Genomic DNA, 26,430 nt, shown 5'->3' with positions numbered 1-26,430 from the left:
AGGAGCCGCACGATCAAGTGCAGCAAGTTCACCTGCGTTTGCTCGCTGACCTGCACGCCCACCTGTACTGCGGGCTGCTGATCATGACGGCCAAGGGCGACTCGGCTCGCCCTTGGCCGTTCTTCTGCCCGACCACATCAAGCCCGGAGAAGCAATGACACTGACCGCGAGCACGCCGAGATCCCGATCCGCACGTCTGAGTCCACAGGCTCGGCAACGTTGCGCTGACATCGCCCATCAGATTCTGCAGCGGATCGGCGACACGGCCTTGCTCGAAGGGCACGTCGCGCGCTCGATGGAGCAGTCAGATCACGGCGGCTGGCACGTCGCGACACTCGCTCAGGGGCACGCTGGGCTCGCCCTCGCTCACGCTGTCCTCTCTGGCGCTCACTACGACCACACCGTGGCGGTTGCTCACCGTGACAGTGCTTCGTTGTACCTGCGCGCAGCTGTTGAGGGAACAGCAGACGACCCTCTCCACACACCCAGCCTGTGCTCCGGTACCGCTGGCTTGGTCCTCGCAGCAGAAGTATGCGTATCGGCCGAGCCTCGTTTCGCCCCTGCTCTCACGGGCCTCCGCTCGTCGTTCTTGAATCAGGTCGCGGAGCACCCCGCCCTTGAAGTTCAGGCTGAGATCACTGATCTGGACTACGACTTCATGTCTGGACGAGCCGGTGTCCTCGCGTATGCGGCGCAGCCGCAGGCGCAGGATAGTGACGCCGCGACCGCATTGCCTGCCGTCTCGCGGCTCATTGAAGATCTCGTTTGGGCCGGATCGCGAGATTCGAACGAACCACACCTTTGGCGGTGGATGATAAACCGAGACACGGCGGTCTCCCTGTCGCTGCAGGATGAGAGCTTCCCGGACAACTTCCTCAACCTCAGCGTCTCGCACGGTCTCGCGGCGATCTCGGGTTCCCTCGCGATGGCTGCCGTGAACGACCAGCGTCAGATCCAGCGGGTCGCGCCCCTTCTCGAGATGCATGCTGACTGGCTGGTGCGCAGAGCTGAACGAGACGCGGAAGGCGCGCTTGTGTGGCCCACGGGTTACAGCGTGGACGCCGCGGGTGTTGAGCATCGTCACGGCGAAGCGAATCTCGCCAGCACCTGGTGCTACGGCGGCGCGGGCATCGCGATGGCGCTCGACAACATCGCAGTAGCGCTGAACGACGCAAAGCTCGCCAAGCTAGCGTCTGCATCAATGCGTCAGCACCTCCAGCGCGCATTGGACTGGAGCTCTCCCGTCGCGAATCTCTGCCATGGCGCAGCCGGGAACGTTTTGCTGACGATGGAGCTTGCCTCCCGACTCGGAGACGACACTTACGACCAGGCGCTTGAAGAGCAAGTGGTCGCGCTCATTGGCCGCGCAGATTCGAACCTCCCGCTGCTCTATGACGACCTGGAGTCCGGCACAACCCGGGTGGATCAACCTGGACTGTTGAACGGCGCTTCCGGTGTCGCATTGGTTCTCGCCACGGCCGCCGCACCCAACCGGCCCGCGTGGGCCAACACCTGGATGATGTCGCCCGCGAGCGGAGCTGCCGGTGAGTAAGCACACATATCGGGCGGCTGACTTCTTCCTCCTCCGTGCTGCAGCGACTCCGCTGCAGCAACTTCTCGATTTCTACGAACAGACGCGCGATCTTGGGGCAGAGGATCTGCTCCAAGAGCTCATTGCACGCTCTGCGGATCCAGAGATGCGGCGCGCACTGTGGATAGCCAGCCCCGACCTGATCTCGGGAATCGACCGATGGATCGACAACGCGCACACCCCGCCGACCAAACGGCAACGAAAAGCCGCGCGCGGGCTCCGCAGCCGGCTCCTGCGTTACTACATTCGCAGCGCCAGTCGAGCGACGCCCTTTGGAGCCTTCGCAGGGGTCGGTTGGGGACGATTTGACGGCGACGCTTCAGCTCCTGTGCTCCCACCGGCAACGAGCTGGCGGCAGCGCACCCGCTCGGATATCGCGTGGGTACTTGATCTCGTTCGGCAGATCGAGGAAAGCGTTGTCGGACGCGCTGTGCTCCCTGTCAGTGTGAATGCGCTCACGTACATCAGCGGGGGCCGGGTCGTGCTCCCTGTTGCCGACACGCACGGCAAGAGTGACACTCGGCGCATCAGCGTGCGGCACACGCCTCCGGTCGAACGGGCGATGGCTATCGCGGCAACGAGCCCAACTCTCGCCGGGCTTCAGGTTCAACTCGGCGAAGAGTTCCCTGACACACCACCCGCAGCAGTCGCGCACTTCGTCAATGAGCTTTGGGATCTGCATTTCCTGACCAGTGACTTGCGGCCATCGTTGGCCCATCCGCGCGCTGATGCGCAGTTGCTTGAACGCCTCGAAGCCATGACAGGCATCGACGATCAACTGATTGACGACCTGAGACGCGCATTGCGCGAGGTCGTCGTTACGTCCGGGGACGACGGTCTTGATGTCGTAGCGCTCGGCAACCTGGCAGCGACGCAACGCTCAGTTGCGAGCGAGCATTCGGGTGTGTCGCTGCAAGTCGACATGTCCTTCGGGGATGAGGTGTTCGCCGCGGACGCCGCGATTCGAGGCACCATCGAGCACGCCTACACCGCCCTCGTGAAACTCGCTGAAGTCGCCCCACGCCAGAAGCATCACCTTGACCGGTACCGCGCCTCGTTCCTGGAACGGTATGGATACGGTGCCCTCGTGCCGGTCCTCAACCTCCTCAGCCCCGAAGACGGAATCGGTGCGCCGGAAACGTACGAAAATCCACCACGGCCCTTCCCGCTCGAAAACGCCGAGTCCTTCCAGGTTGAGGAACGTGACGAATACACTGCGACCCTCGCCGAGTTGCTCGTTGAGACGGCTCAGCGAGGACAGCACGTCGTCGAGCTCGATGACGCGGCATTGAACCGGCTGCGAGCATCAGCGCCTGCACACGGTAAGCCGTTGTACCCGATCATGGATGCCTACGTTCAGGTCGGAGACGTCGGCACGGGTGACGGGGCTCTGGCGATCCTGATGGACACGTTCGCGCCCGGCGGTCGAACCTTCGGACGCTTCGTCGACGTGCTTCCGGACGATGCAGTCGAACAGCTGCGTGTGCTCATTGGGAGGTGGCAGCAGGACCGACCGGACGCCGTGGTCGCGGAGCTGTGTTACCTGCCATCCGCCGGACACGCCACCAACGTCGCCACTCGCCCGCTGTTGTGTGAGTACGAGGTCACCATTAACTCTGCGGCGACCGCCCCCATGGACCGGCAGATCAGCCTTGATGACCTCGCGGTGGGGATCACGGACGACCGCTTCTTCCTCTGGTCCACGCGGCTGGGGCGCGAGGTAGTGGTGCTTCAGAGCCACATGCTCAACGAGCAGATGGCTCACAACGTCGCACGGTTCTTGCTGGAAGTTTCCACTGACGGCTACCACCTGCCCGTTGGGTTCTCCTGGGGAGGGCTGGAATCGATGCAGTCGCTGCCCCGGGTGATGCATCGAAACGCGATTCTGTCGCTTGCATCATGGCGACTCCCGCAATCGCTCATCGTCGAGATGAAAACCGACGACGACGCTACAGCGGCTGTAGACCGGTGGAGGCGAGAAAGTGGGGTGCCCGACCTCGTCTACCTCGCAGAGGACGACAACCGACTTCTCCTCGATCTCAACCATCCCGCCTGCTTGAATGAAATTGTCACGCTCCTCAGACGAGCGGAATCCCATGGACGCGGTCTGCAGATCGAGGAAGCCCCCTTCCTTGAGGGCGCTTCATGGACGCGGGGTGTCGATGGTCTGGCACATGTCAGCGAGATCGTCGTTCCCCTGATTCATTCCGACCGTAGGGCAGGAGTGCTGGCGCCGGTTCCATCAGCGGTAGGTGCACCCGACGTCCACGCGTACAACCTCCCGGGGGAGGAATGGGTATTCCTCAAGGTCTATGCAAGCGTCGAGCAGCAGGAGCAGATCATTGCCGAGGCGCTTCCGGCATTCATTGCACTCCCCGAAGTGCAGTCACTGTACGACCGGTGGTTCTTCATTAGATACTTGGACACGCGCCCGCACCTGCGTATCCGCTTCCGCGCACGCGACGTAGCGAGTCAGCTTCCACTCCTGGGGGCAGCGGTGAGTTTCGCGACCGAGCTCGTTCAGTCGAATCTCGCAACCCATCATGCGGTGGTTCCTTATGCTCCGGAGACGGGACGGTACGGTGGCCCGGCCGTCTATGACATGGTCGAAGCGACCTTTGAGTACGCGTCACACGTGGCTGTCGAAGCCACCCGACGAAACCTCGACAACGGTGGCGACATATCCCCGGAACTCATCGGCGTTGCAGCCGTTCTCGCGCTCTACACCGCCTGGGGGTACGAGTGGTCGGCACTCCTCGACGTCCTCCCCGAAGGACAGGCCTCAGAGCGAGCGCGCGAGTACTACCGTGACGAAAAGGACCAGATCGCATCCCTGGCCCACGCCGCCAGACACGGATTCGCCAACGACACGGCGGGATCGCTCTACGAACGCATCGCGTCCGAGCTGGCGTCCCTCCGCCTCGCAGGTGATGCGGTGCGAGAAGCCGCCGCACGAGGCACCCTCCAGGGCAGCGAGCGTGACATCTTGCGTAGTCTCGCTCATATGCTTATCAACCGCAGCCTGCCGGTGGACCTGGACCGAGAAGCAGGCGTATACCACCTCGTCCGTGAAGCGGTACGCGTCATCAACAGCCGAGAGGCAGCTCGAGAGTTGGTGATCCGATGAGCCACAGCTATTCACAGGACCGTTCCGTCACCGGTTCCAGACTTGTCAAAGACTGGCGCCGTGCGTTTGCGCTGCTCTGGCAAACGAGCCCGGGCGGCATTATTGGCCTGATCGCCGTCACAGTGGTCGTCGGCACGTTGCCCGCCCTTCAGGTTCAATTCCTCGCAAGCGCCGTGCAAGCGGCGACCGACGCGGTCGTGAACGGCACGGGTGCGGAACAGCTGCCGTTGGTACTCCAGTTCGGGGTGCTCCTGGGGGGCGTGATGGTGGCGATGCACCTCCTGTCAGTGCTCAACCAGTACATCTCGCAAGTCGTGCAGTTCAAACTGTCAGCTGTCGTCAGCGAACGGATCATGATCGCCGGTACCGAGTTCGAGCTGGCTGACTACGAGAACGCAGCGTCGTACGACAAGTTGCAACGCGCATCGCGGGAGAGCAGCGGCGGCGGCATCCAGCAACTTTTCGAGAGCGTCCTGGACATCACACGAGAACTCATCACACTCGTCACGGTCAGCATCGTGATCTTCTCTTGGAACCCGTGGATTGCGCTTCTCGTTCTCCTGGCCCCGATCCCCGCCGCAATCGCAAACATGTGGTTCGGGGCGATCTCGTACCAGATCGAGTACGGTCGCGCCCCCGAACGTCGACTACTGAGCTACCTCCAGTACCTCACCACCACCGACCACAGCTTCAAAGAGGTCCGCTTGTTCGGCCTGGGTCCGCACTTCGTCAGCCGGTATCGCGAGCTGGTGCAGAAGTTCCTTGCAGTCGACCGGTCGATAGCCCGCAGGCAGGGCCTTGCGCTGGCGGGCCTAGGCCTTCTCAGCGTCGTCGGAGCGGCAGGAGCAATCGTGTTCGCGCTCACGAGCGCGCTGCAAACCGGCGCCATCGGACAACTGGCCGGGTACCTCCAAGCGCTAACCACCATTCAATCGTCTGTCACCACGCTGCTGATGTCGGTCGGGATGCTGTTCGAGCTTTCATTGTTCCTCGGCAACCTGTTCACAGTCATCGACCGAGATCGAGCTGGCGACACGAAGCCCCACGGCACGCTGGCATTCCCGACCCCGATTCGACAAGGCTTCAGCTTCGAGGGAGTGAGTTTCTCCTACCCTGGAACTGACCGTGAAGTCCTCCATAGCGTGGATCTCACGATCCCCGCAACCGGCTGCGTGGCGCTGGTGGGTTCCAACGGGTCCGGGAAGACCACCATCGTCAAACTGCTGACGCGAATGTATGAACCGTCCGCTGGCCGCATCTTGCTCGATGGGGTCCCCATCGACGAGTACGACCTTGAGGACTACCACCGCAATGTGGGCGTGATCTTCCAGGACTTCATTAAGTACGAGATGACAGTTCGACAGAACATCGGATTCGGTCGTCTCGAGGCCATGGACGATGATGAGCGACTCAGATCGGCCGCCAACGACAGTGGCATTGCCAAGGAAATCACCGGGATGGATGACGGGTACGACACCATGCTGGGTCGACACTTCGTCGAGGGTCGACAGCTTTCGGGCGGTCAGTGGCAACGAATTGCGCTTGCTCGAGCATTCATGCGGAACGCGCCGGTGGTCGTCCTCGATGAACCGACAGCGGCTATCGACGCCGAAACGGAACAGCAGATCTTCGAACAGGTGCGGAAGGTCGCCACGAACTCTTGCTCGCTGCTCATCGCGCACCGCTTCTCCACCGTGAAGCTCGCCGACGAGGTCGTAGTGCTGGAGGGCGGCAAAGTTCTTGAGCGCGGCAACCACGACGAACTCATGGAGACGGGAGGACGATACTCGCGTCTGTTCACCCTGCAAGCCGCGCCCTACCTCCCCGAAACAACAACGCATACCTCGTGAACAAGGAGCGAATCCTGTGACCTACTCCACAGATAACCGACCCGCCGCAGATGTCTGGACCATCGAGGTTGTGCCCCGCGATAAGACCGGGAAGAGCAAGCTCGCCTCCGCTGGCGCGAACGCCTTCAACTTTCTGTTCGCTTTCATCGGCATGGGTGGCGACAGCATCGGCCCTGCCGTCGCCGATCTCGTCATCCGCGACCGAGCGGACAACACTCAAGTCTTCCACTCTCCGCAAAGCACCATCGGTGAGGCCGCTGATATGGAAAGCCGCTTGCGCGAGGAGATGGCTCAGTCCTCCGCTGCTGAGTTCGCCGAAAGCTGGGGGCTGGAGCGACCGTCAACGTGACGAATACGCCCGCAGCACTTCGTCGCTGATGCGTCCACGCTCGGAAACCTGGAATCCGTTTGCGAGAGCCCACTCTCGGATGGCTCGTCGCTCTTGCGACTGCGTCGCCTTCGTGGATGGCTTTGCGGCAGCGCCAATACGCCGGGCGGCTGCCATGTACGGGGCCAAGAGATCTCGGAGATTCTCCACGTGTTGCGGCGTGAGGTCAATCTCGAAACTGGCGCCATCGAAGGCAAACGAAAGAGGCCCCTCGGCCCCATTGATCTCAGAGCCATCGAGGTCATCGACCCGTCGCGTGATGTGCTGAACGACCATAGGTTCCTTCTTCCTACAAGCCCCCCATCCCGGAGAACATAGTACGCCCAGTTCTGCCGGATCAGCGTTTATTCCACTGGATGACAATCGGCCAGCAGACTGCGGCAAGATCGCTGGAAGGGTCCAAGGTGGAGTGCAATCAAATGAGCTCTACCTGATGGGCTGCTCGACTGCCATGGTTGTGTCCGTGGGTTTGACGGCCGCGGCAGGAGCAACGTTTACGGTCGCCCTGCTTCTGTGTAGAGATGCAACTCTCCCCGCACTTGTCGCCCGCTGAGGTCGTCGACCGCGATCACTTCGTACTCGTACAGACCCGGGCCTTCACAGTTGGCGGTGTCCCAAAAGATCGGCGATGTGCGCCCCGTCTCGCCCCTCAGGTTTGTCGACGTGCCTACCTTAACGAGCACCCGACCGCGCGGGTCCCGGTAGAACAAGGTGACCCCACCGCCAGGGGTGGATCCATGCACCCGCACGTCGCTTTCCGCTGGCGCACCAGAACACATGTTGCCAGCGGATGTCACGTCAATGCTGAACGGCACGTTCGGAACCGGCTGCAGTCCTACGTCGGGTCGCCATTGCTCCGCTGGCGGAGTGTCCTGGGTACTCAGCACGTAGAGCTGGGCCACTGCGCGCGATCCCGTGACGAGATCTGAAACGCTTACGGTCCAGGCGCCTTCCGTGCCCGAAACCCCCATGTATGCGAGCGGCCGCCAGTCGAGGCCGTAGGAGTAGCTTCCGTTGCTATCAGCCCACGCGCTGGCCTCGACCGTCTGGCTTCCGTCGGGGGCGATAAGGATGATCTCCAGCTGCCCATGCGCTGTGGCGTTCCCACCGACGACATCTACGACTTCCGGGATGCCCCTGTTTACGATTCCGGAAGGCTGCAACTCTGAGGTGACTACAAGTCCTGGCACTCCGGCGGACGGAGGGGCATCGGCTGGATACGCGACGGATGTGTCAGGCGGAGCGACAACGACTGTATCCGGGTCCAAGAAGACATCTGACGTTGGTGGCTGCGACCCGGTGCTTGTGCCCTGTTGGAAGAAGACGACCCCTGCCAGCCCCGCTACGAGCCCAGCTATGACGAAAGCGTAGGCGGGTAGTCGATCCAACTTTGAGCTCCGAAGGTGCACGATCCCGACGCCTACCGCAGCGCCGCCAAGGGCGACCAGTAGTGTTCCGACTACTTCAAGAGAGTTCGAGAGTGCGGCGACAGCTCCAGCGACCACCATGCCAAGGAACGCACCGACAACGTCGAGCTTTCGCTCTTCGTTTAGGGCGGCCATGAAAGCAATTATCCTGCCGCGAGCACAGTTCTGAACCAGCAGAGGTCGTAACAGTGCGGCACAGACGCTAGTCAGCGGAGGCAGCAATGTTCTGACGTTCAGCTGCCATGACCGGAGCCCCCCCGCGGGCGTCGGGCGGCGCTGACGGTGTGAGCGGCATACAGCGGTCGTTGTGCGACGACTCTCTACAGACCTCGGGTCACGGAGACTGCCATAAAGTCGACTGTGGAGAGCCGCGCGCGACCGAGTCGACCGGTGGCTGTCATCCGGCCAGGCGCACAAAATAACCGGCTGCGCAGGACAGTGACTCAGGCGACGCGTGGTCATTTGTTCTTGCAGGGAGGGCACAGCGGATCGCTTGAGACAGGCGAGACCCGTGTGATTCCGCGCATCTGCGACATCAGGAAGAAAAGCCGGTCTGGGTCCGGGAGAAAACTCGGCAGAGCTCGGGAGAAAACTGATCATTGAGGCAACCGCACGTGCGGCGTGATTCCCGGGGTTTCTGGGATAAGCGAAACGCACCAGCGTAGCCGTTCACAATTCAGCACCAGCCGTCTCATCCCGGGCGAAACGGGTGGTCAGGTGGCAGAACGACGGAATCCGTGCTGAATTGTGAACGAGCCGGTCAGTCGAACCCGGGTGGGTCAACCGAGTCACTCCACCCAGACGCCGGTCTCGAGGAAGTGGTCGAGGCGGGCGCGATGCGGAGCGAGGTCCCAGCCTTGCCCGGCGACCCACTCGTCGTTGAAGTACGTGCCGGCGTAGCGGATGCCGCTGTCGCAGATCAGTGTGACGATGCTGCCGGTCTCGCCAGCCGCGCGCATGCGCGCGATCAGCTGGAATGCCCCGTACAGGTTGGTGCCGGTCGAGCCGCCGGCGAGGTGCAGCGTGCGCTCGCGCAGCATCCGGATCGCGGCGATCGACCCCGCATCGGGCACGCGGATCATCTCGTCGATCACGCTGGGCACGAAGGAGGCCTCGACCCGGGGTCGGCCGATGCCCTCGATGCGGCTCGGACGCCCGAGGGGCGGAGCGACGGTTCCGGCCCAGCCGTCGTAGAACGCCGAACCTTCAGGGTCGACGACGGCGATCTGCGTCTCGTGGCGGCGGTACTTGACGTATCGCCCGAAGGTGGCGCTGGTGCCGCCGGTGCCCGCGCCCACGACGATCCAGCGGGGGATCGGATGCCGTTCCTGCGACAGCTGGCTGAAGACGCTCTCGGCGATGTTGTTGTTGCCGCGCCAGTCGGTGGCACGCTCGGCGAAGGTGAACTGGTCGAGGTAGTGCCCGTGGCATTCGGACGCGAGACGCTGGGCCTCGGGAGACATGTCCTCCGCGCGGTCGACGAAGTGGCAGCGTCCGCCGTAGAACTCGATGAGATCGATCTTCTCCTGGCTGGTCGACCGCGGCACGACGGTGACGAACGGCAGCCCCAGCATCCGCGCGAAGTACGCCTCGGAGACGGCGGTCGATCCGCTCGACGACTCGACCAGCGTCGAGTGCTCGGTGATGCGGCCGTTGACGAGTCCGTAGAGGATCAGCGAGCGCGCGAGACGGTGCTTGAGCGATCCGGTGGGGTGCACCGACTCGTCCTTCAGGTACAGATCGATGCCCCACTCGGGCGGCAGCGGGAAGAGGTGCAGGTGCGTGTCTGCGCTGCGGTTGGCGTCGGCTTCCAGCAGGGCGATCGCAGTGCTGGTCCAGTCGCTCATGCTTCGAGCGTAACGCTCCTCTATCTGGCGGTGTAGCCGCCCTCGCCCGTCTCGCCGTCGTAGGTGAAGACCTCATCCTCGAGGGTGATCTGGATGTCGTCACCGAGCGGCTGTTCGGCGAGCAGGCGCTCTTCGAGCATCGTCATCCGCTCTTCGTACTCCTGCGCCTGCGCCTCGTCGACGCCCCAGATCGTCGCGACCTTCATGTCGGTGAGGAAGTACAGGAAGGCCGAGACAGCGGTGCGGTTGAACTCTGTGTCGGGGATGCTCTCCCAGAGTGCGCCGCTGTCGCGCAGGCGCTTGTACTCGTCGATCTTCGCCTGGAGGACGTCGGCGATTCCGGATGCATCGACGTCACCCGAGTCGTCGGAGGGCGGATCCTCGGTGGATGGCTCGTCGGAGGGAGCTGTCGGTGCTGCCGTCACGGCCGGCGCAGGTGCCGACACGGGCTCAGGCGTGCGCGATGACACCAGGAGCCCCACGACCACCGCTATTCCGACGACGATGAGCACGACGAACGCACCCACTGCGGCCAACACGATGCCGAGAGTCCGGCCGGACGACTTCGGCGGTTCGGGTGGGAACGTCGACATCGGATACCCGGCACCGTAGACCGCACCCTGAGGCGGACTGCCCTGCGGCGGCGGCGGGTAGGCGGCCGACGCATAGGGCGGCAGCGGCGGCGCGGGAGGCGCTGTGAATGCAGTGGGTGGGGGCACGGCCGGACCGCCAGGAGCCGCGGGGGGTCCACCCAGCGAGGGTGCAAGCGGGACGCCCGGGGGGACGGATGCCGGAAAGGCGCCCGGTGCTCCGGGCGGAGGCGGCGGGACCACCGGCTCGGGTCCTGGCTCGTTCGAATCGACCATCGTGTCTCCCCCTCGCTCACGCCACCCCGGTGCGACGCGTGCTCCGCTGCCAGGTTAGCCGCCTCAGCGCACTGGGCTAACGACCTCAGCGCACTCGGCTAACGAACCGTGCCGGCGCGCGAGGTGCCACCGTCGTCGTCGACGTGCAGCAGCGACGCCTGCGACTGCTCCTGCTGCAGCTGGAACTCGAAGCGCGAGCGATCACCGCGGTGGTGGGCCACGAAGTACTCGATCGGGATGCCGTCGGCGGCGCGACTCACGCTGCGCAGCCGCAGCAGGGCCGAGCCGGCACTCACGCCGAGATGCTGCGCCTGCTCGTGGGTGGCCACTGTGGCCTCGGCCGAGCGGACGCCGCTGGTCGCCACGATGTCGTGATCGGCGAGCAGGCGATAGAGGGATCGCTCCGACAGGTCGACGCCGAGAGTGACGCCGCCGACGGCATCCGGCATCCAGGTCGTGGAGAGCGACCACGGCTCGCCGTCGACATGGCGGAGGCGGTCGAGCACGACGACCGGTGCGCCGACCTCGACCTCGAGGGCTGCGGCGATCTCGTCGTCGGCCAGCGTCTGCTCGTGTCGTAGCACGTCGCTGTGCACGTGTCCGCCGCGGCGCTCGACATCGTCGTAGAGGCCGACCAGCGTGTGCACGAGGCTCTCGCTCGTGCGGGGCCGCGACACGAACGTGCCTTTTCCCTTGACCCGCTCGACGAGCCCCTCGTGCTCGAGCTGAGCGAGCGCCTGGCGCACGACGGTGCGTGAGATGCCGTATCGCTCGCACAGGCGATGCTCGCCGGGCAGCGGGTCGCCCGGCTGCAGGCCGTCTCTCGAGATGCCGTCGATGATCAGCTGACGAAGCTGGTCGTACATTGGTGCCGCGGAGTGGCGGTCGATCGTTCCGTTCATGTCAGTACGCCACCCCTGCGTGCAGGATCACGTTGGCGTAGGGGGTGAACTCGCCCGAGCGCACGAACGCCCGAGCCGAGTGCGTGAGTTTCTTGAACTCGACGTGCGGGATCAGCTCGATCTCGAAGTCCTGGTCGGCGAAGCGCTCGCGCAGGGCGGCGAGCACCGCGGGGCTCTTCTCTGCGACCTCCTCCGACACGGTCGCGCCCTCGACGACGAGCTCGGCGAGCACGGTGTCGAGCACATCGAAGAAGGCCGGAGCGCCCGGCCGGTAGGCGAGGTCGATGCGCTCGGACCCCGGCGGAATCGGCAGCCCCGCGTCGGTCACCACCAGCAGATCGGTGTGCCCGGTCTCGCTGATCACGCGCGAGAGGGCGGGGTTGATGGTCGTCGCTGTCTTGCGCATGATGTCTCCTCGGGGATGTCAGTGGGCTTCGCGGGCGGCCAGGAACGCGTCGACCTCGGCCCGCAGGGGCAGGCTCGGCGAGGCGCCCTGCTTCGTGACGGCGAGGGCGCCGGCGGCGGTGGCGATGCGCACGGCATCCGTCAGGTCCAGGCCGTTCGCCAGCGCAGCGCCGAGGTAACCGGCGTAGGCGTCGCCGGCCGCGGTCGTGTCGACGGCCTCGACCGGGAAGGGAGGGACGACGGATGCGCCGGCCGCCGTCACGACGCACGAGCCCTGACCGGCGAGCGTGATCACGGCCGCGCCGACGCCGCGGTCGAGGAACCACCGGCCCGCGAGTGCGGCCGAGGCGGCATCCGTCACCTCGATGCCGCTGAGCACCGAGGCCTCGGTCTCGTTCGGGGTCACGATGTCGATGTTCGCCCACACGGCGTCGTCGAGCGGGGCGGCGGGTGCGGGGTCGAGGATGACCGTCATGCCGTGTTCGCGACCGCGCGACGTGATGTGGGCGGTGAGCGCGGAGGGAGTCTCGAGCTGAGTGAGCAGCACCGAGGTGGTCGGCGCGAGGGCCGTGAGCGCCGCATCGATCTGCTCGGTGCTGAGGGCGGCGTTGGCGAGCGGCACCATCACGATGTCGTTCTGCGCCGAGGCGTCGACGCGGATGTGCGCGATTCCCGTCGGTCCGGGCACCGTGCGAAGGTGCGCGAGGTCGACGCCGGCCTCGCTCAGCCCGCTGACGACCAGGTCATGGAAGAGATCGTCGCCGACGCATCCGACGAAGCTCGTGCGGGCTCCGGAGCGCCCGGCCGCGACGGCCTGGTTCGCGCCCTTGCCGCCGAGCATGAGGGTGAACTCATCGCCGAGGATGGTCTCTCCGCGGGCCGGGAGCCTGGTCGAGAAGGTCGTCACGTCTGCGGTCACACTGCCGACGATGACGACGCCGGTGCGATCGGTCGAGGTGGCGGCTGTCATGGCACTCCTGATCGTCGTCGATGCGGGGTGCTTTGACATCCTCCGCGGCTGTCATTACATTAGCCGAATCCGAACCTGTAACGACAGGTTGTGCACAAGGAGACCCGATGACCGCCGTGGCCCCCCGTCTCTACGTCGACAGCGCAGACGTCGACCGCGTCTCCTCCCTCCTCGCCGCGGGCGTCGTGCACGGCGTCACGACCAACCCGACGATCCTCGAGCGCGGCGGCCGCGCCGCCGCCGAGATCCCCGACCTCTACGCCCGCTGGGCAGACGAGGGCGCACGCGAGATCTTCTTCCAGACGTGGGGCGGCGACGCCGCCTCCTTCCTCCGCAATGCCGACGGCATCAGGGCGCTCGGCGACCGGGTGGTCGTGAAGGTGCCCGCGACGCGCGCGGGCTTCGCTGCGGCATCCGCTCTGGTGCGCGACGGGGCGACCGTGCTCGTCACTGCGGTGTACTCGGTCGCGCAGGCTCTCGCGTGCGCCTCGATCGGCGCGCAGTACATCGCGCCCTACCTCGGACGCATGCGGGATGCCGGCATCGACGGCGATGCCGTGATCGCGCGCATGCAGGAGATGTGCGCGGGGAGCGGCTCGAACGTGCTCGCCGCGAGCCTGCGGTCGCCCGATGACATCACCGGCCTGCGGCTCGCCGGGGTGCCGTACTTCACTGCGGCGCCGGACGTGATCGAGCAGATGCTGTTCCACGAGGTCAGCGACAGCTCGGCGGCCGAGTTCGACGCCGCGATGGTGCGGCTCGGGGCCTGAGGTCGGGCCGCCGCCTCGTTCACGATTCAGCACGGATGTGCCGGTCGGCCGACTGGATCCACGTGGTTCCGCGGATCTGCTTTCACCGAGGATGATTCCGTGCTGAGAACTGAACGGATCAGGCGGATGCCGCCTGGCGCAGCCACCGCTCGACGCCGGCGATGTGCGCGGTGGCGAGCGAGGTGGCGAGGCCGGAGTCGTGTCGCGCGATCGCCTCGGCGATGGCCCGGTGCTCAGAGAGCGTGCGTTCGACGGCTCCGCCCTCGGTGAGCCCCCGCCACACACGGGCGCGCACGGTCTGGCTGCTCAGGTGCTCGATGAGGCTCGCGAGATAGGCGTTGCCCGCCATGCCGACGATCTCGCGGTGGAAGCGGATGTCGTGCTCGACGAGCTCTTCGATGCTGACGGTCGGGTCGATGGATTCGACCTCGCGCTCGAGGCCGGCGATCGCCTCGTCGGTGCCGAGGGTGGCCGCGAGGCCGGTCGCCTGAGACTCGAGCATCCGTCGCACCGCGAAGATCTCGAGCATCGAGTCGTCGTCGTGCATGTCGACCACGAACGAGATCGCCTCGAGAAGCAGGTGCGGTTCGAGACTCGTGACGTACGTGCCGTCGCCCCGGCGCACGTCGAGAACCCGGATCACCTCGAGCGCCTTCACCGCCTCGCGCATCGAGTTGCGCGACAGACCGAGTCGCTCGGACAGCTCTTTCTCGGGGGGGAGTCTATCGCCGGGGGCGAGCTCGCCCGAGACGATCATCGCCTTGATCTTCTCGATCGCGTCGTCAGTCACAGCCATGGCGTCATCCTAACCATTCATCGGATGTCTGAGGCAGGATGGGGACATGCGCGTACTCGATTCGCACCTGCACCTCTGGGATCCCGAGCTTCTGCACTACACCTGGCTCGAAGGTCCGCTCGGCTGGCTGTTCGGTGAGACCGAGATCGAGCACGCGCGAATAGAGCGCGCGACCACTGAGAGAGCGGTCTTCGTGCAGGCCGAGACCATCGAAGACGACTTCCTCGACGAAGTGCGCTGGGTGGCGAGTCTGGCTGCCCGTATCGGGGTGGTCGGGATCGTCGCCGGCGCGCGCCTCGATCGCAGCACCGACACCACCGCGCACCTCGAGGGACTTGCCGCCGAGCCGCTCGTGATCGGCGTGCGTCACAACCTGCAGGGCGAGCCCGATGGACTGGCGGTCTCGGCGGCGTTCGTGACGGGTGCTCGCGAGGTCGCCGCTCGCGGGTGGGCGTTCGACGCGTGCGTGCGCGCGGCGCAGCTGCCCGAGATCGCCCGCCTCGCGGGGGCGGTGCCCGAGCTGCGGATCGTGCTCGATCACCTCGGCAAGCCGGAGGTCGGCACAGCGGATGCTCCGGTGGCGCCGACCATGGAGTGGGTGCGCGACCTCGACGACCTCGCACGGCATCCGAACGTGTGGTGCAAGCTGTCGGGGCTTCCTGCGGAGGCCGGCGGTGACTGGTCGGCTGAGCAGCTGCATCCGTTCCTCGATGCCGCGGTCGACGCGTTCGGCGTCGAGCGACTGCTGTGGGGCAGCGACTGGCCGGTCTCGGTCATCGGCCCGGCCGAGGCGGACGACCCGTACGCGAACGACGACGGAACCCCGATGTACCAGCCCACGGCGCGCAGCCGATGGGCGGATGCCGTGAGCGGCTGGGCCGAGCGCCGCGGGCACGATGTCGACGCCATCATGTGGCGCAACGCCGAGGAGTTCTACCGGACCGGGCAGCGGGCGGCGGTGCCGGTGGATGAGCCCCGCCCGCGCCGCGGCGGATTCCTGGGCTGGCTGCGCGGCGATCGAGCGTAATCGCGACATCGCGGGCCGTCGTTGTTCCGGGTGCAGTTTGTGCTGTCGGATCGGTCGTTGCGCGGCACGAAGTGCGATCCGAGCGGGTCGGCGGTCGTGGGGCGCGGCACGAAGTGCGACCGCAGCGGGTGGGCGGTCAAGTGGCGAGCGCCCGCCGGACGCGCGCTACGAATTCCTCCGGTCGGGTGAAGAGCTCGGCGGACACTTCGATGACGTTCCACCCCGCGGCGCGCAGCGCGGCGATCCGTTCCACATCTGCGGAGTAGCGCGAGTGGTGCAACATGCTCTGGTACTCGATCGCGACCTTCTTCTCCGGGTAGGCGAGGTCGACGCAGGCAAGGAACCCCCCGTCATCGTCGTAGACATCATGATTGAGTCGCGGTTCAGGCACGCCTGCCAACACCAGATGGCATCGGATCTTCGACTCCCGTGGCGACCACGAATCCTCCCGCACGAGCTCGACGGCATCGCGAAGGCGCTGGATGCCGACGCGCCTTCCGGATGCGATCGCGGTCTGCAACCTGTCGACGGTGGACATCGGGCGTCGCCCTGGATCTGGGCGGCCGTGGCCGTTGCGCCAGGCGCGGCAGAAGTGATCACCGAGAGCGACGAGGTCCAGAAGGTCCCACGAACCGAGCTGAGCCCACACCGTCTCAGGGCGGGCGATGCGCGCACCGGCGACTGAGTCGAAGGTCGTGTCCGCGGCGTTGCCTCGGTGCGATGTGACGCCCTTCGCTCGCACCAGCGTGCCCGCGCCATCAGTGCAGACGTGAACAGGCAGCATCATGCCATCGACAGGTCGGCCCTTCTCGGTCACCAGGGGAAGCGGCCCGCCGAGCAGTGCGACGGCAGACTCGTGGCTGAAGAACTGATCGGGGCGCAGGCGGGGAGCATATTGGCGGGCCCGCAGACGACGCTCCGCCGCCTGGCGCTCGAAAGGGTCTAGCGTGTCGAGGTCGGGCGGTGCCTCGCTGTCGCGCACGCCACGGAACGGCGTCTCTAGATCGGACCTCCGCAAGCGTCCGCGATTCACGCCGGCTGACTCGGCATCCCGCACGCTGAATCGAGTTCCGAGTTCTTTCGGCAGCGCCCGCGGTCGTCTCATTCCGACACCGTGCCAGCTGATCTGCGGCTGTTCGCCGCTATCCACAGGACTCGTCTGCGATGTTCCGGTCGCGGGCGCTGCTCCGGTCGCAGTTGGCGCCGCTCTGCGCCGGGGAGAGGCCATTCCGGTCGCAGTTGGTGCCGCTTGGTCTTCCGGTGGGCGGCACAAATTGCAACCGGAGCGCGGGCCGGCGGCACAAATTGCAACCGGAGCGCGGGACAACGGCGGAACGGAACGGGGGGCAGAGCGGAGCGCGGGACCGCGAAGCGGAACGAGGGAGGCGGCACCGCGACCGGGCTCGGCTCCCGACCGGGCTCGGCTCCCGACCGGGCTCGGCTCCCGACCGGGCTCGGTCCTCGCCGACTCAGCTGCCGGCGGGGCGCAGGCGCAACTGTGCCATGCCGCCGTCGACCTCGATGAACGTGCCCGTGGTCGACCCTGCGGCGGGGCTCACGAGGTAGGCGACGGCCGCCGCGACCTCGTCGGGCGAGACCAGCCGGCCATGGGGCTGGCGGGCCTCGAGAGCGGCGCGCTCGGCAGACGGATCCGCGGCCGAGTCGAGCAGGCGTCCGACCCAGGGGGTGTCGGCGGTGCCGGGGTTCACGGCGTTGACGCGGATGCCGTCGCGCAGGTGATCCGCGGCCATGGCGCGCGTGAGAGCGGATACGGCCCCCTTCGACGCGCTGTAGAGAGCGCGCTGAGGCAGGCCGGTGGTCGAGGCGATGGATGCCGTGTTGCACACCGACGCGCTCGGCGACCTCTCGAGCCAGGGCAGCGCCGCCGAGGTGACGCGTGCGATGCCGGTGACGTTGATCGAGAGCACTCGGGCCCACTCGTCGTCGTCGTTCGCGCTGATGTCGCCCTGCGCGCCGACGCCGGCGTTGTTCACGACGATGTCGATGCGGCCGAACTTCTCGGCGACGGCTGCCACGGCGGCATCCACCGATGCGCGGTCGGACACATCGGCGGTGAACGCGGCGAACTCGGCATCCGCTCCCGAGGTGTCGCGGTCGATCACCGCGATGTGCGCGCCGTCGGCGTGCAGTCGAGCCGCAATGGCGGCGCCGATGCCCGACGCTCCTCCGGTGACGATCGCGACGAGTCCGTCGAGTGCGGTGCTCACTTCTCTGCCTCCCAGGCCACGAACTCCTGGCGCTGATGCCCGAGTCCTTCGATCTCGATCTCGACCACGTCGCCCGCCTTCAGATACGGGAACTTTCCACCGAACGCGACACCCTGCGGGGTGCCGGTGAGGATCAGGTCGCCGGGCTCGAGCGTGACGTACTGCGACAGGTGGTGCACGATGACGCGCACGTCGAAGATCATGTCGTCGGTGTTCGAGTCCTGCCTCGGCTCGCCGTTCACCCAGCTGCGCAGCCGCAGGTGGTCGACGTCGACCTCGTCGGCGGTGACCAGCCACGGGCCGGTCGGGTTGAAGCCGGGGGCGATCTTGCCCTTCGACCACTGCCCGCCCGAGACCTCCATCTGGAAGGCGCGCTCCGAGACGTCGTTCGCGGTGACGTAGCCGGCGATGTGCGCGTCGGCGTCCTCCGGCGAGTCGAGGTAGGCGGCGCGGGCGCCGATGACGATGCCGAGCTCGACCTCCCAGTCGGTCTTGTCGCTGCCGCGGGGGATGGTCACCGCATCGTTCGGGCCGACGACCGTGTTCGGCGTCTTCAGGAACAGGATCGGCACGGTCGGCGGCTCGGAGCCCGACTCGCGGGCGTGGGCGGCGTAGTTCTGACCGATGCAGATGACGGCACTCGGGCGCGCGATCGGCGCACCGATGCGCATCGCCGCGGCATCCTCGAGCACGGGCAGCTCGTCGGCGGCGCGGGCGGCGTCGACGCGAGCCCGGAAGTCGCCGGCGAGGAAGTCACCGTTCACATCGGATGTCACGGACCGCAGATCGAGGTAGCGATCGCTCTCGACGAGGACGGGGATCTCTGCGCCGGGAGTGCCTAGCCGTGCGAACTTCATGTCTCTCCTGATCACTGGGGTGCTGTGCTGCGAAGCCGCTCCATCGCGGTCGTCTCGTTGACAGTATAGACATCGGATGTTTACACTCCAAGAGATCTGCACGAATCCCCACCCCGTGCACGAGAGGACCCCGTGAGCCGTATCGTCGCCCTCGACACGACCGACATCCGCTTTCCGACGTCGCTGAGTCTGGACGGGTCGGATGCCATGAACCCCGACCCCGACTACTCGGCCGCGTACGTGATCGTGCGCACGGATGCCGACGACGGCATCGACGGCCACGCCTTCGTCTTCACCATCGGCCGGGGCAACGACGTGCAGGTCGCCGCGATCGATGCTCTCGCCGGGCACCTCGTCGGCCGGGAGATCGAGCCGCTGCTCGATGACATGGGCACGACGTTCCGCGACATCATCGGTGACTCGCAGCTGCGCTGGCTCGGCCCTGAGAAGGGTGTCATGCACATGGCGATCGGCGCGGTCATCAACGCGCTGTGGGACATCAAGGCCAAGCGTGCCGGCCTGCCCCTGTGGCAGCTGCTCGCACGAATGACGCCCGAGGAGCTGGTCGACCTCGTCGACTTCCGCTACCTCACCAATGCGCTCACGCGCGAGGATGCCCTCGAGATCCTGCGCGCCGCCGAACCCGGCCGCATCGAGCGCGAGCGTGAATTGCTCGCCACCGGGTACCCGGGGTACACGACGAGCCCCGGGTGGCTGGGCTACTCCGACGAGAAGCTCGAGCGTCTGGCCCGCGAGGCGATGGCAGACGGCTTCACGCAGATCAAGCTCAAGGTGGGTGCCGACCTCGACGACGACATCCGCCGGTTCCGCAAGGCCCGCGAGGTGTGCGGGCCCGACTTCCCCATCGCGATCGACGCGAATCAGCGGTGGGAGGTGTCGGAGGCGATCGAGTGGATAGGCGCGCTCGCCGAATTCCACCCCGCCTGGATCGAGGAGCCGACCAGCCCTGACGACGTGCTCGGTCACGCCGAGATCGCCAGGGGAGTGGCGCCCATCCGCGTCGCGACCGGGGAGCACGCGCAGAACCGCGTCATCTTCAAGCAGCTGCTGCAGGCCGAAGCCATCTCGGTGATGCAGATCGACGCCGTGCGCGTCGCGGGCGTCAACGAGAACATCGCCAACCTGCTGCTCGCGGCGAAGTTCGGGGTGCCCGTGTGCCCGCACGCCGGGGGAGTGGGGCTGTGCGAAGCCGTGCAGCACCTGTCGATGTTCGACTTCGTCGCGGTCACCGGCACCCGCGAGGGGCGCATGATCGAGTTCGTCGATCACCTTCACGAGCACTTCGTGATCCCGACCGACATCCAGGGCGGCTCGTACATGGCGCCGACAGTGCCGGGCTCGGGCATGGAGATGAAGGCAGAGAGCATCGCCGCCTACGAGTGGAAGGGACAGCATGTCGGAATCTGAGCGTCTGCGCCTGCCCTCTCTCGGGTACGGGGCGGCGAACGTCGGCAACCTGTTTCGGGCGCTCAGTGACGATGAGTCGTGGGCGATCCTCGAGGCGGCGTGGGACAGCGGCATCCGCTACTTCGACACGGCTCCGCACTACGGGCTCGGGCTCTCGGAGCGACGCCTCGGCGCGTTCCTGCAGACGAAGCCACGCGACGAGTACGTGCTGTCGACGAAGGTCGGTCGGCTGCTGCGGCCGAACCCCGATCACGACGGCGGCCTCGACACCGCGAACGACTTCCACGTGCGCGACGACCTGCAGCGCGTGTGGGACTTCTCGGCCGCAGGGATCCGCGCCAGCCTCGACGAATCGCGCGAGCGACTGGGTATCGAGCGCATCGATCTGCTCTACCTGCACGACCCCGAGCGGCACGACCTCGATCTCGCGCTCGCCGAGGCGCTGCCGGCTCTCGAGCAGCTGCGCGGTGACGGAGAGGTGTCGGCCATCGGCATCGGCTCGATGGTGTCGGAGGCGCTCGCCGCATCCGTGCGCTCTGCCGATCTCGACCTGATCATGGTGGCCGGGCGCTACACGCTGCTCGAGCAGCCGGCCGCGGCCGACGTGCTGCCCGCGTGTCACGAGACCGGAACCGGCATCGTCGCGGCATCTGTGTTCAACTCGGGGCTGCTCGCGTCGAGCAAGCCGCGCCGCGACGGCCGCTATGAGTACGGGCAACTGCCGGACGAGCTGTGGGAGCGGCTGCTGCGCATCGCGCGCGTGTGCGCCGACCACGACGTGCCGCTTCCCGCCGCGGCCATCCAGTTTCCGCTGCAGTCCGACGTCGTGCGGTCGGTGGTCGTGGGCGGCAGCCGGCCGGCGCAGCTGCGACAGAACGCCGAGTATGCGGCGCTGGAGATCCCGGGTGGGCTGTGGGACGAGCTCGCGGACGAGGGGCTGATTCCGGCCTGAGGCAGGTCGTTGCTGTTCGCAACTCAGGAAGATCCATCGGCGGAGGTGATTCTCGGCCCAGAGCCAGAGCCCCAGTGCCGTTGTTCCTGAGTTGCGAACAGGATGAAGACCTCGGGCCGGGAGGGGCGGAGGTTCAGCGGCCGACGGTCGACTCGCGGATCACGAGCTCGGCGGCGAACGGCGTCGGCGCGGGGAGCTCTGCCGTCGGGTGGGAGAGCTGGCGGATGAGGGCGGCGCCCGCGGCGCGGCCGATCTCGTACCCGGGCTGTCGCACGCTGGTCAGCGGCACGACGCTCTGATGCGCCTGCGCCACGTCGTCGAATCCGACGAGCGCGACCTCCTCGGGCACGCGGATGCCATGACGCAGCAGCTGGGTCATCACGCCGATCGCCACCATGTCGTTCGCCGCGAAGATCGCGTCGGGCCGTTCGGCTGCAGGGAGCGCGAGAATGCGCTCGGCGATCTCGAGGCCGTCCTCGGTCGTGAGATGCGGCACGTCGAGCACATCCACCGCAGCGTCTGTGCCCTCGACAGCATCTCGCAGACCCTTCAGGCGGTCGTTCGACTGACTGACGCTGGGTGCTCCGAGGAACAGGATGCGACGACGGCCGATCGCGAGCAGATGCTCGCCGGCGAGGCGTCCGCCGCCGCGATCGTCGAAGAGGACAGAGCCGACGGTCGGGGAGTCGGGGATGGGCCCGACCACCACCGAGCGGATGCCGCGGTCGGCGAGCTGCTCGAGCCGGGGCACCACGTCTTCGAGCGGGTAGATCACGATGCCCTGCACCCGGTGCGCCTCGAACATGTCGATGTTGCGCTGTTCGGTGTCGGCATCTCGGTTGCTGTTGCTGAAGAACAGCGACCAGCCTTCCTCCCGGGCCACGTCCTCGACCCCGCGGGAGAGCTCATGGAAGTACGGCAGCCAGGCGTCGAGCAGGATCAGAGCCAGCGCCTTGCTCGACCCCGCCCGCAGCTGCCGCGCCGACTCGTTGGGCACGTAGCCGAGCCGTTCGATCGCGGCTCTCACCTTCGCCGCACTCGCCTCACCCAGCACGTGAGGGTGGTTGAGGTAGTTCGAGACGGTCGAAGAGGAGACCCCGGCGAGGGCGGCGACGTCTTTGACGCTGGCTGGCATGGAGCTCCCTGTCGACTGCGCGGTGCGGTGCGCGGTGCGCGATTGTGCGAGCGTGACTGCTCGCCCGCGCGGCGCTGGCGAATCCACAGTAGCGGAGGTATTGGCACGTGCCAAGAAAGTTCTTGACGCGGCCGTGCGACCCCGCGTACCGTGACCTGAACGCGGAATTGGCACGTGCCAAATTCCAGAGGCGATGGTGCCCCACACCCGTCTCCGAGAGGTCCCATGAACATCGGATGCCACGGGCTCGTCTGGACCGGACACTTCGATGCCGACGGCATCCGACTCTCTGTCGAGCAGACGAAGGCGGCGGGGTTCGACCTGATCGAGTTCCCGCTCATGGATCCCTTCACCTTCGACGTCGCCACCGCGAAGCACGCTCTCGAGGAACACGACCTCGCCGTGAGTGCGTCGCTCGGCCTCTCCGGAGCCACCGACGTGACCAGCGCCGACCCCGCAGTCGTCGCGGCCGGGGAGTCGCTGCTGCTCAAGGCGGTCGACGTGCTCGCCGAGCTGGGTGGCCGGCACTTCTGCGGAGTGATCTACAGCGCGATGCAGAAGTACATGGACCCTGTGACCGCCGCGGGGCTCGAGAGCAGTGGCCGCACCATCGCCCGCGTCGCCGATCATGCGGCCGAACGCGGGATCTCGGTCTCGCTCGAGGTCGTCAATCGCTACGAGACCAACGTGCTCAACACCGCACGGCAGGCGCTCGCCTACCTCGCCGAAGTCGACCGACCGAACCTCGGCATCCATCTCGACACGTACCACATGAACATCGAGGAGTCGGATATGTTCGCGCCGGTCCTCGACGCTGCACCCGCTCTGCGATACGTGCACATCGGGGAGAGCCATCGCGGTTACCTCGGCACCGGAACCGTCGACTTCGACACCTTCTTCAAGGCGCTGGGGCGCATCGGCTACGACGGTCCGATCGTGTTCGAGTCCTTCTCGTCTGCGGTGGTCGCCCCCGATCTCAGTCGGATGCTCGGCATCTGGCGCAACCTCTGGACCGACAACGCCGAACTCGGGGCGCATGCCAATGCCTACATCCGCGACAAGCTCGTGGCCGTCGACTCGATCAGGCTGCACTGACCCAGCGCAGTAAGTCCGGGAGTCAGACCTGTTGCCAACTTGTTATTACAGGTCTTCCCATCCGAAGAAGTCTTAGTTACATTTAGATACAACTTGCGCAGGGCCGGGCGCAGGACGCAGAATTGATCCGATGTTTCCAGGTCCAACTGGAATATCGCATGACGACCTTCAAGGAAGCAGGTGAGCACATGAGTGACCCCATTCTCAGAGTCGAGGGGATCAGCAAGGGATTCCCCGGTGTGCAGGCTCTCAAGGACGTGCACCTCGAGGTGCGGGCCGGCGAAGTGCTGGTGCTCGTGGGCGAGAACGGCGCGGGCAAGTCGACTCTGATGAAGATCCTCTCGGGGATCTACACCAAGGACGAGGGCACGATCACGTTCGAGGGCAGGGAGGTCGAGCTCACCAGCCCCCTGCAGGCGCAGCAGCTCGGGATCACGATCATCCATCAGGAACTCAACCTGATGCCCGACCTCACCGTGGCGCAGAACATCTACGTGGGCCGCGAGCCCACGACCGGACCCTTCCTCTCGGAGCGCAAGCTCAACTCCCAGACCGCCGACCTGCTCGACCGCCTCGGCATACGGCTGAACCCGCGACAGCTCGTCGGCGAACTCACCGTGGCCGAGCAGCAGATGGTGGAGATCGCCAAGGCGCTCTCGTTCAACGCCAAGGTGCTCATCATGGACGAGCCGACCTCGGCGCTCACCGACTCCGAGACCGAGACCCTGTTCGTGCTCATCGAGCAGCTCAGGGCGTCGGGCACGGGCATCGTCTACATCTCGCACCGCATGGACGAGCTCCGGCGCCTCGCCGACCGGGTCACAGTGCTGCGCGACGGCACATACATCGGATCACTGGAGAAGTCCGAGGTCAGCATCCCGAAGATCATCGAGATGATGGTCGGACGCGTGATCGACGAGGGAACCAGACCGCAGGCGCGTGAGCACGCCAACGACCCGATCGTGCTCGATGTGCAGGGTCTCTCGACCAAGAGCCTGCTCAGAGACGTGTCGTTCCAGTTGCATCGGGGCGAGATCCTCGGCTTCGCCGGCCTCATGGGCGCCGGTCGCACCGAGACCGCGCGGGCCATCATCGGCGCGGACCACCGGGATGCGGGAACGATCGCGATCGGCGGACGACCGGTGCGCATCGCACAACCGGCGGATGCCGTGAAGCACGGCCTCGGCTACCTCTCGGAGGACCGCAAGCTGCTCGGCCTGATGCTCGAGCAGGACGTCACCTTCAACACCGTGCTCGCTTCGCTCAGCACGTACGCCAACGGCATCGGCTGGATGGGTGACAGCAAGGCCAAGACCCGCACCAAGGAGTACGTGCAGCAGCTCAGGGTCAAGACGCCCTCGGTGAACCAGGTCGTGAAGCTGCTCTCGGGTGGCAACCAGCAGAAGGTCGTCATCGCCCGGTGGCTGATGCGCGACTGCGACATCCTCATCTTCGACGAGCCGACTCGAGGCATCGATGTCGGAGCGAAGGAGGAGATCTACCGCCTCATGCAGCAGCTCGCTGAGGCGGGCAAGTCCATCATCGTCATCTCGTCGGAACTGCCGGAGATCCTCCGCGTGGCGAACCGCATCGCGGTCTTCGCCAACGGACGCGTCACCGGCACCCTCCGCAACGAGGAAGCCAGCCAGGAGAAGATCATGCAACTCGCAGCCCACGGAGAGGAAGACTGATGAGCGCTCCGCAGCAGCCCGGATCGTCTACGACGACGATCATCCAGACCGCGCTCGATGAGAACACCGACAAGCGTGACGTCGGCGCGTTCCTGAAGCGCCAGCTCCAGCAGTCGCTCGCGTTCGGCACGTTGCTCGTGCTCGTGCTGTTCTTCTCGATCGCCAGCCCCAACTTCTTCACCTTCAGCAACATCGCCACCGTGCTGCTCTCGACGGCGGTCATCGGCATCCTCGCCCTCGGCACGACCTTCGTCATCATCACCGGCGGCATCGACCTGTCGATCGGAACAGGCATGGCGCTCTGCGCCGTGATGACGGGTGTCATCGTCACCAACATGGGCCTGCCGGTCTGGGTCGGCGTGATCGGCGGCATCCTCACCGGTGTGCTGATGGGGCTCGTGAACGGCGTCAACATCACCTTCCTCCGGCTTCCTCCGTTCATCGCGACGCTCGCGATGATGATGATCGCCGGTGGTCTCGCACTCGTGATCTCCAACGTCGCGCCGATCTACTTCTCCACGTCGGCCCCCGACTTCAAGAAGATCGCGCTCGGGGTGATCATCCCCGGCATTCCGAACGCCGTGCTGATCACAGCGGCCCTCGCGATCGTGGCATTCCTCGTGCTGTCGAAGACGCTGCTCGGTCGCTACACGTTCGCGATCGGATCGAACGAAGAGGCGACCCGCCTGTCGGGCGTGAACACCCGCCGCTGGACGATCCTCATCTACATGTTCGCCGGCGCCTTCACCGGCGTCGCGGGAATCGTGATCGCGTCTCGTCTCGACTCGGCCCAGCCCCAGATCGGCATGGGATACGAGCTGCAGGCGATCGCCGCCGTGATCATCGGCGGTACGTCCCTGCTCGGCGGCCGCGGGTCCATCCTCGGCACCGTCATCGGCGCTCTCATCATGAGCGTGCTCGTGAACGGCCTGCGCATCCTGTCGATTCAGACCGAGTGGCAGAACATCGTCGTCGGCGTCGTGGTGCTGCTCGCCGTGTTCCTCGATTCGCTGCGAAACCGGCAGCGCACCTGACCCACAGTTCCATCCCCCCACCACCACACAGAGAACAATGGAGT

23 protein-coding genes are annotated in these 26,430 nt (G+C 66.1%); 11 read left to right on the top strand and 12 right to left on the bottom strand.

The genetic code is table 11. The features are described 5' to 3' along the window. Positions 1–154: 154 nt before the first annotated feature. From ACIOU8_RS17255 to ACIOU8_RS17240, 4 genes are read left to right on the top strand one after another with little or no spacing between them, the layout of a single operon-like run. On the top strand, positions 155–1,552 hold the full coding sequence (locus ACIOU8_RS17255; protein WP_400792430.1) for a lanthionine synthetase LanC family protein: 1,398 nt from the start codon (positions 155–157) through the stop codon (positions 1,550–1,552). Next, a complete protein-coding gene (locus ACIOU8_RS17250; RefSeq protein WP_400792142.1) occupies positions 1,545–4,718 on the top strand; it encodes a lantibiotic dehydratase in 3,174 nt (1,057 codons plus the stop codon). The genes ACIOU8_RS17255 and ACIOU8_RS17250 overlap by 8 nt, the downstream gene beginning before the upstream one ends. Continuing rightward, entirely contained in the window at positions 4,715–6,568 is a 1,854-nt protein-coding gene (locus ACIOU8_RS17245) for an ABC transporter ATP-binding protein (RefSeq protein ID WP_400792140.1), read from the top strand. Before ACIOU8_RS17250 ends, ACIOU8_RS17245 begins: the two co-directional genes overlap by 4 nt. A 16-nt stretch (positions 6,569–6,584) precedes the next feature. Then, the gene (locus ACIOU8_RS17240) at positions 6,585–6,917 is read left to right on the top strand and encodes a hypothetical protein (protein ID WP_400792138.1); all 333 of its coding nucleotides are present in this window, start codon (positions 6,585–6,587) and stop codon (positions 6,915–6,917) included. On the opposite strand, the gene ACIOU8_RS17235 is transcribed toward ACIOU8_RS17240, so the two are convergent. The 7 genes from ACIOU8_RS17235 to ACIOU8_RS17205 all read right to left on the bottom strand — a co-directional run bounded on the left by ACIOU8_RS17235 (position 6,909) and on the right by ACIOU8_RS17205 (position 13,373). Then, positions 6,909–7,232, bottom strand: a complete 324-nt coding sequence (locus ACIOU8_RS17235) for an Lsr2 family protein (protein WP_400792136.1) — start codon at positions 7,230–7,232, stop codon at positions 6,909–6,911. The genes ACIOU8_RS17240 and ACIOU8_RS17235 overlap by 9 nt on opposite strands. A 218-nt stretch (positions 7,233–7,450) precedes the next feature. Beyond that, positions 7,451–8,518: a hypothetical protein gene (locus ACIOU8_RS17230; protein ID WP_400792133.1), complete on the bottom strand. Its 1,068-nt coding sequence runs from the start codon at positions 8,516–8,518 to the stop codon at positions 7,451–7,453. A 653-nt stretch (positions 8,519–9,171) separates the two neighbouring features. Next, positions 9,172–10,230 carry a PLP-dependent cysteine synthase family protein gene (locus ACIOU8_RS17225; RefSeq protein ID WP_400792131.1) on the bottom strand — a complete coding sequence of 353 codons (1,059 nt, stop codon included), beginning with the start codon at positions 10,228–10,230 and terminating at the stop codon, positions 9,172–9,174. Between the two features lie 20 nt (positions 10,231–10,250). Next, positions 10,251–10,949 carry a hypothetical protein gene (locus ACIOU8_RS17220; RefSeq protein WP_400792129.1) on the bottom strand — a complete coding sequence of 233 codons (699 nt, stop codon included), beginning with the start codon at positions 10,947–10,949 and terminating at the stop codon, positions 10,251–10,253. Positions 10,950–11,194: 245 nt separating this feature from the next. After that, entirely contained in the window at positions 11,195–11,998 is an 804-nt protein-coding gene (locus tag ACIOU8_RS17215; RefSeq protein WP_400792126.1) for a GntR family transcriptional regulator, read from the bottom strand. Position 11,999: 1 nt separating this feature from the next. Continuing rightward, positions 12,000–12,404, bottom strand: coding sequence for a D-ribose pyranase (rbsD, locus tag ACIOU8_RS17210; RefSeq protein ID WP_400792124.1), 405 nt, complete (start codon positions 12,402–12,404; stop codon positions 12,000–12,002). Between the two features lie 18 nt (positions 12,405–12,422). Next, positions 12,423–13,373, bottom strand: coding sequence for a ribokinase (locus tag ACIOU8_RS17205; protein ID WP_400792121.1), 951 nt, complete (start codon positions 13,371–13,373; stop codon positions 12,423–12,425). A 107-nt stretch (positions 13,374–13,480) separates the two neighbouring features. Here ACIOU8_RS17205 and ACIOU8_RS17200 point away from each other — a divergent pair, with 107 nt between their 5' ends. Next, positions 13,481–14,143, top strand: coding sequence for a transaldolase family protein (locus ACIOU8_RS17200; protein ID WP_400792119.1), 663 nt, complete (start codon positions 13,481–13,483; stop codon positions 14,141–14,143). A gap of 118 nt (positions 14,144–14,261) precedes the next feature. Here the strand turns inward: ACIOU8_RS17200 and ACIOU8_RS17195 are convergent, their stop codons facing one another. Further along, positions 14,262–14,939, bottom strand: a complete 678-nt coding sequence (locus ACIOU8_RS17195) for a FadR/GntR family transcriptional regulator (RefSeq protein ID WP_400792117.1) — start codon at positions 14,937–14,939, stop codon at positions 14,262–14,264. Between the two features lie 46 nt (positions 14,940–14,985). On the opposite strand from ACIOU8_RS17195, the gene ACIOU8_RS17190 reads away from it, so the two are divergent. Next, positions 14,986–15,966 carry an amidohydrolase family protein gene (locus ACIOU8_RS17190; protein ID WP_400792114.1) on the top strand — a complete coding sequence of 327 codons (981 nt, stop codon included), beginning with the start codon at positions 14,986–14,988 and terminating at the stop codon, positions 15,964–15,966. A 136-nt stretch (positions 15,967–16,102) separates the two neighbouring features. Here the strand turns inward: ACIOU8_RS17190 and ACIOU8_RS17185 are convergent, their stop codons facing one another. From ACIOU8_RS17185 to ACIOU8_RS17175, 3 genes are all read right to left on the bottom strand, one after another. Then, positions 16,103–16,948: a hypothetical protein gene (locus tag ACIOU8_RS17185; RefSeq protein WP_400792112.1), complete on the bottom strand. Its 846-nt coding sequence runs from the start codon at positions 16,946–16,948 to the stop codon at positions 16,103–16,105. 487 nt (positions 16,949–17,435) lie between these two features. Next, positions 17,436–18,194, bottom strand: coding sequence for an SDR family NAD(P)-dependent oxidoreductase (locus tag ACIOU8_RS17180; protein ID WP_400792110.1), 759 nt, complete (start codon positions 18,192–18,194; stop codon positions 17,436–17,438). Then, a complete protein-coding gene (locus ACIOU8_RS17175; protein ID WP_400792107.1) occupies positions 18,191–19,051 on the bottom strand; it encodes a fumarylacetoacetate hydrolase family protein in 861 nt (286 codons plus the stop codon). Before ACIOU8_RS17175 ends, ACIOU8_RS17180 begins: the two co-directional genes overlap by 4 nt. Before the next feature lie 132 nt (positions 19,052–19,183). Between ACIOU8_RS17175 and ACIOU8_RS17170 the strand changes: the two genes are divergently transcribed. Both ACIOU8_RS17170 and ACIOU8_RS17165 read left to right on the top strand, forming a co-directional pair. Next, entirely contained in the window at positions 19,184–20,479 is a 1,296-nt protein-coding gene (locus tag ACIOU8_RS17170; RefSeq protein WP_400792104.1) for an L-fuconate dehydratase, read from the top strand. Next, positions 20,466–21,431, top strand: a complete 966-nt coding sequence (locus tag ACIOU8_RS17165; protein ID WP_400792101.1) for an aldo/keto reductase — start codon at positions 20,466–20,468, stop codon at positions 21,429–21,431. Before ACIOU8_RS17170 ends, ACIOU8_RS17165 begins: the two co-directional genes overlap by 14 nt. 133 nt (positions 21,432–21,564) lie before the next feature. On the opposite strand, the gene ACIOU8_RS17160 is transcribed toward ACIOU8_RS17165, so the two are convergent. Continuing rightward, entirely contained in the window at positions 21,565–22,566 is a 1,002-nt protein-coding gene (locus ACIOU8_RS17160; protein ID WP_400792098.1) for a LacI family DNA-binding transcriptional regulator, read from the bottom strand. Between the two features lie 225 nt (positions 22,567–22,791). Here ACIOU8_RS17160 and ACIOU8_RS17155 point away from each other — a divergent pair, with 225 nt between their 5' ends. From ACIOU8_RS17155 to ACIOU8_RS17145, 3 genes are all read left to right on the top strand, one after another. After that, complete coding sequence (locus ACIOU8_RS17155; protein WP_400792095.1) at positions 22,792–23,661, top strand: sugar phosphate isomerase/epimerase family protein; 870 nt, start codon at positions 22,792–22,794, stop codon at positions 23,659–23,661. 188 nt (positions 23,662–23,849) lie between these two features. Next, positions 23,850–25,352 carry a sugar ABC transporter ATP-binding protein gene (locus ACIOU8_RS17150; RefSeq protein WP_400792092.1) on the top strand — a complete coding sequence of 501 codons (1,503 nt, stop codon included), beginning with the start codon at positions 23,850–23,852 and terminating at the stop codon, positions 25,350–25,352. Then, on the top strand, positions 25,352–26,386 hold the full coding sequence (locus ACIOU8_RS17145) for an ABC transporter permease (RefSeq protein WP_400792089.1): 1,035 nt from the start codon (positions 25,352–25,354) through the stop codon (positions 26,384–26,386). Before ACIOU8_RS17150 ends, ACIOU8_RS17145 begins: the two co-directional genes overlap by 1 nt. Positions 26,387–26,430 lie beyond the last annotated feature (44 nt).

The organism is Microbacterium sp. NPDC087589 (assembly GCF_044743635.1).
Lineage (GTDB): Bacteria > Actinomycetota > Actinomycetes > Actinomycetales > Microbacteriaceae > Microbacterium.
The sequence above is the reverse complement of the archived record's forward strand: the minus strand, read 5'-3'. Positions and strand labels throughout refer to the sequence as shown.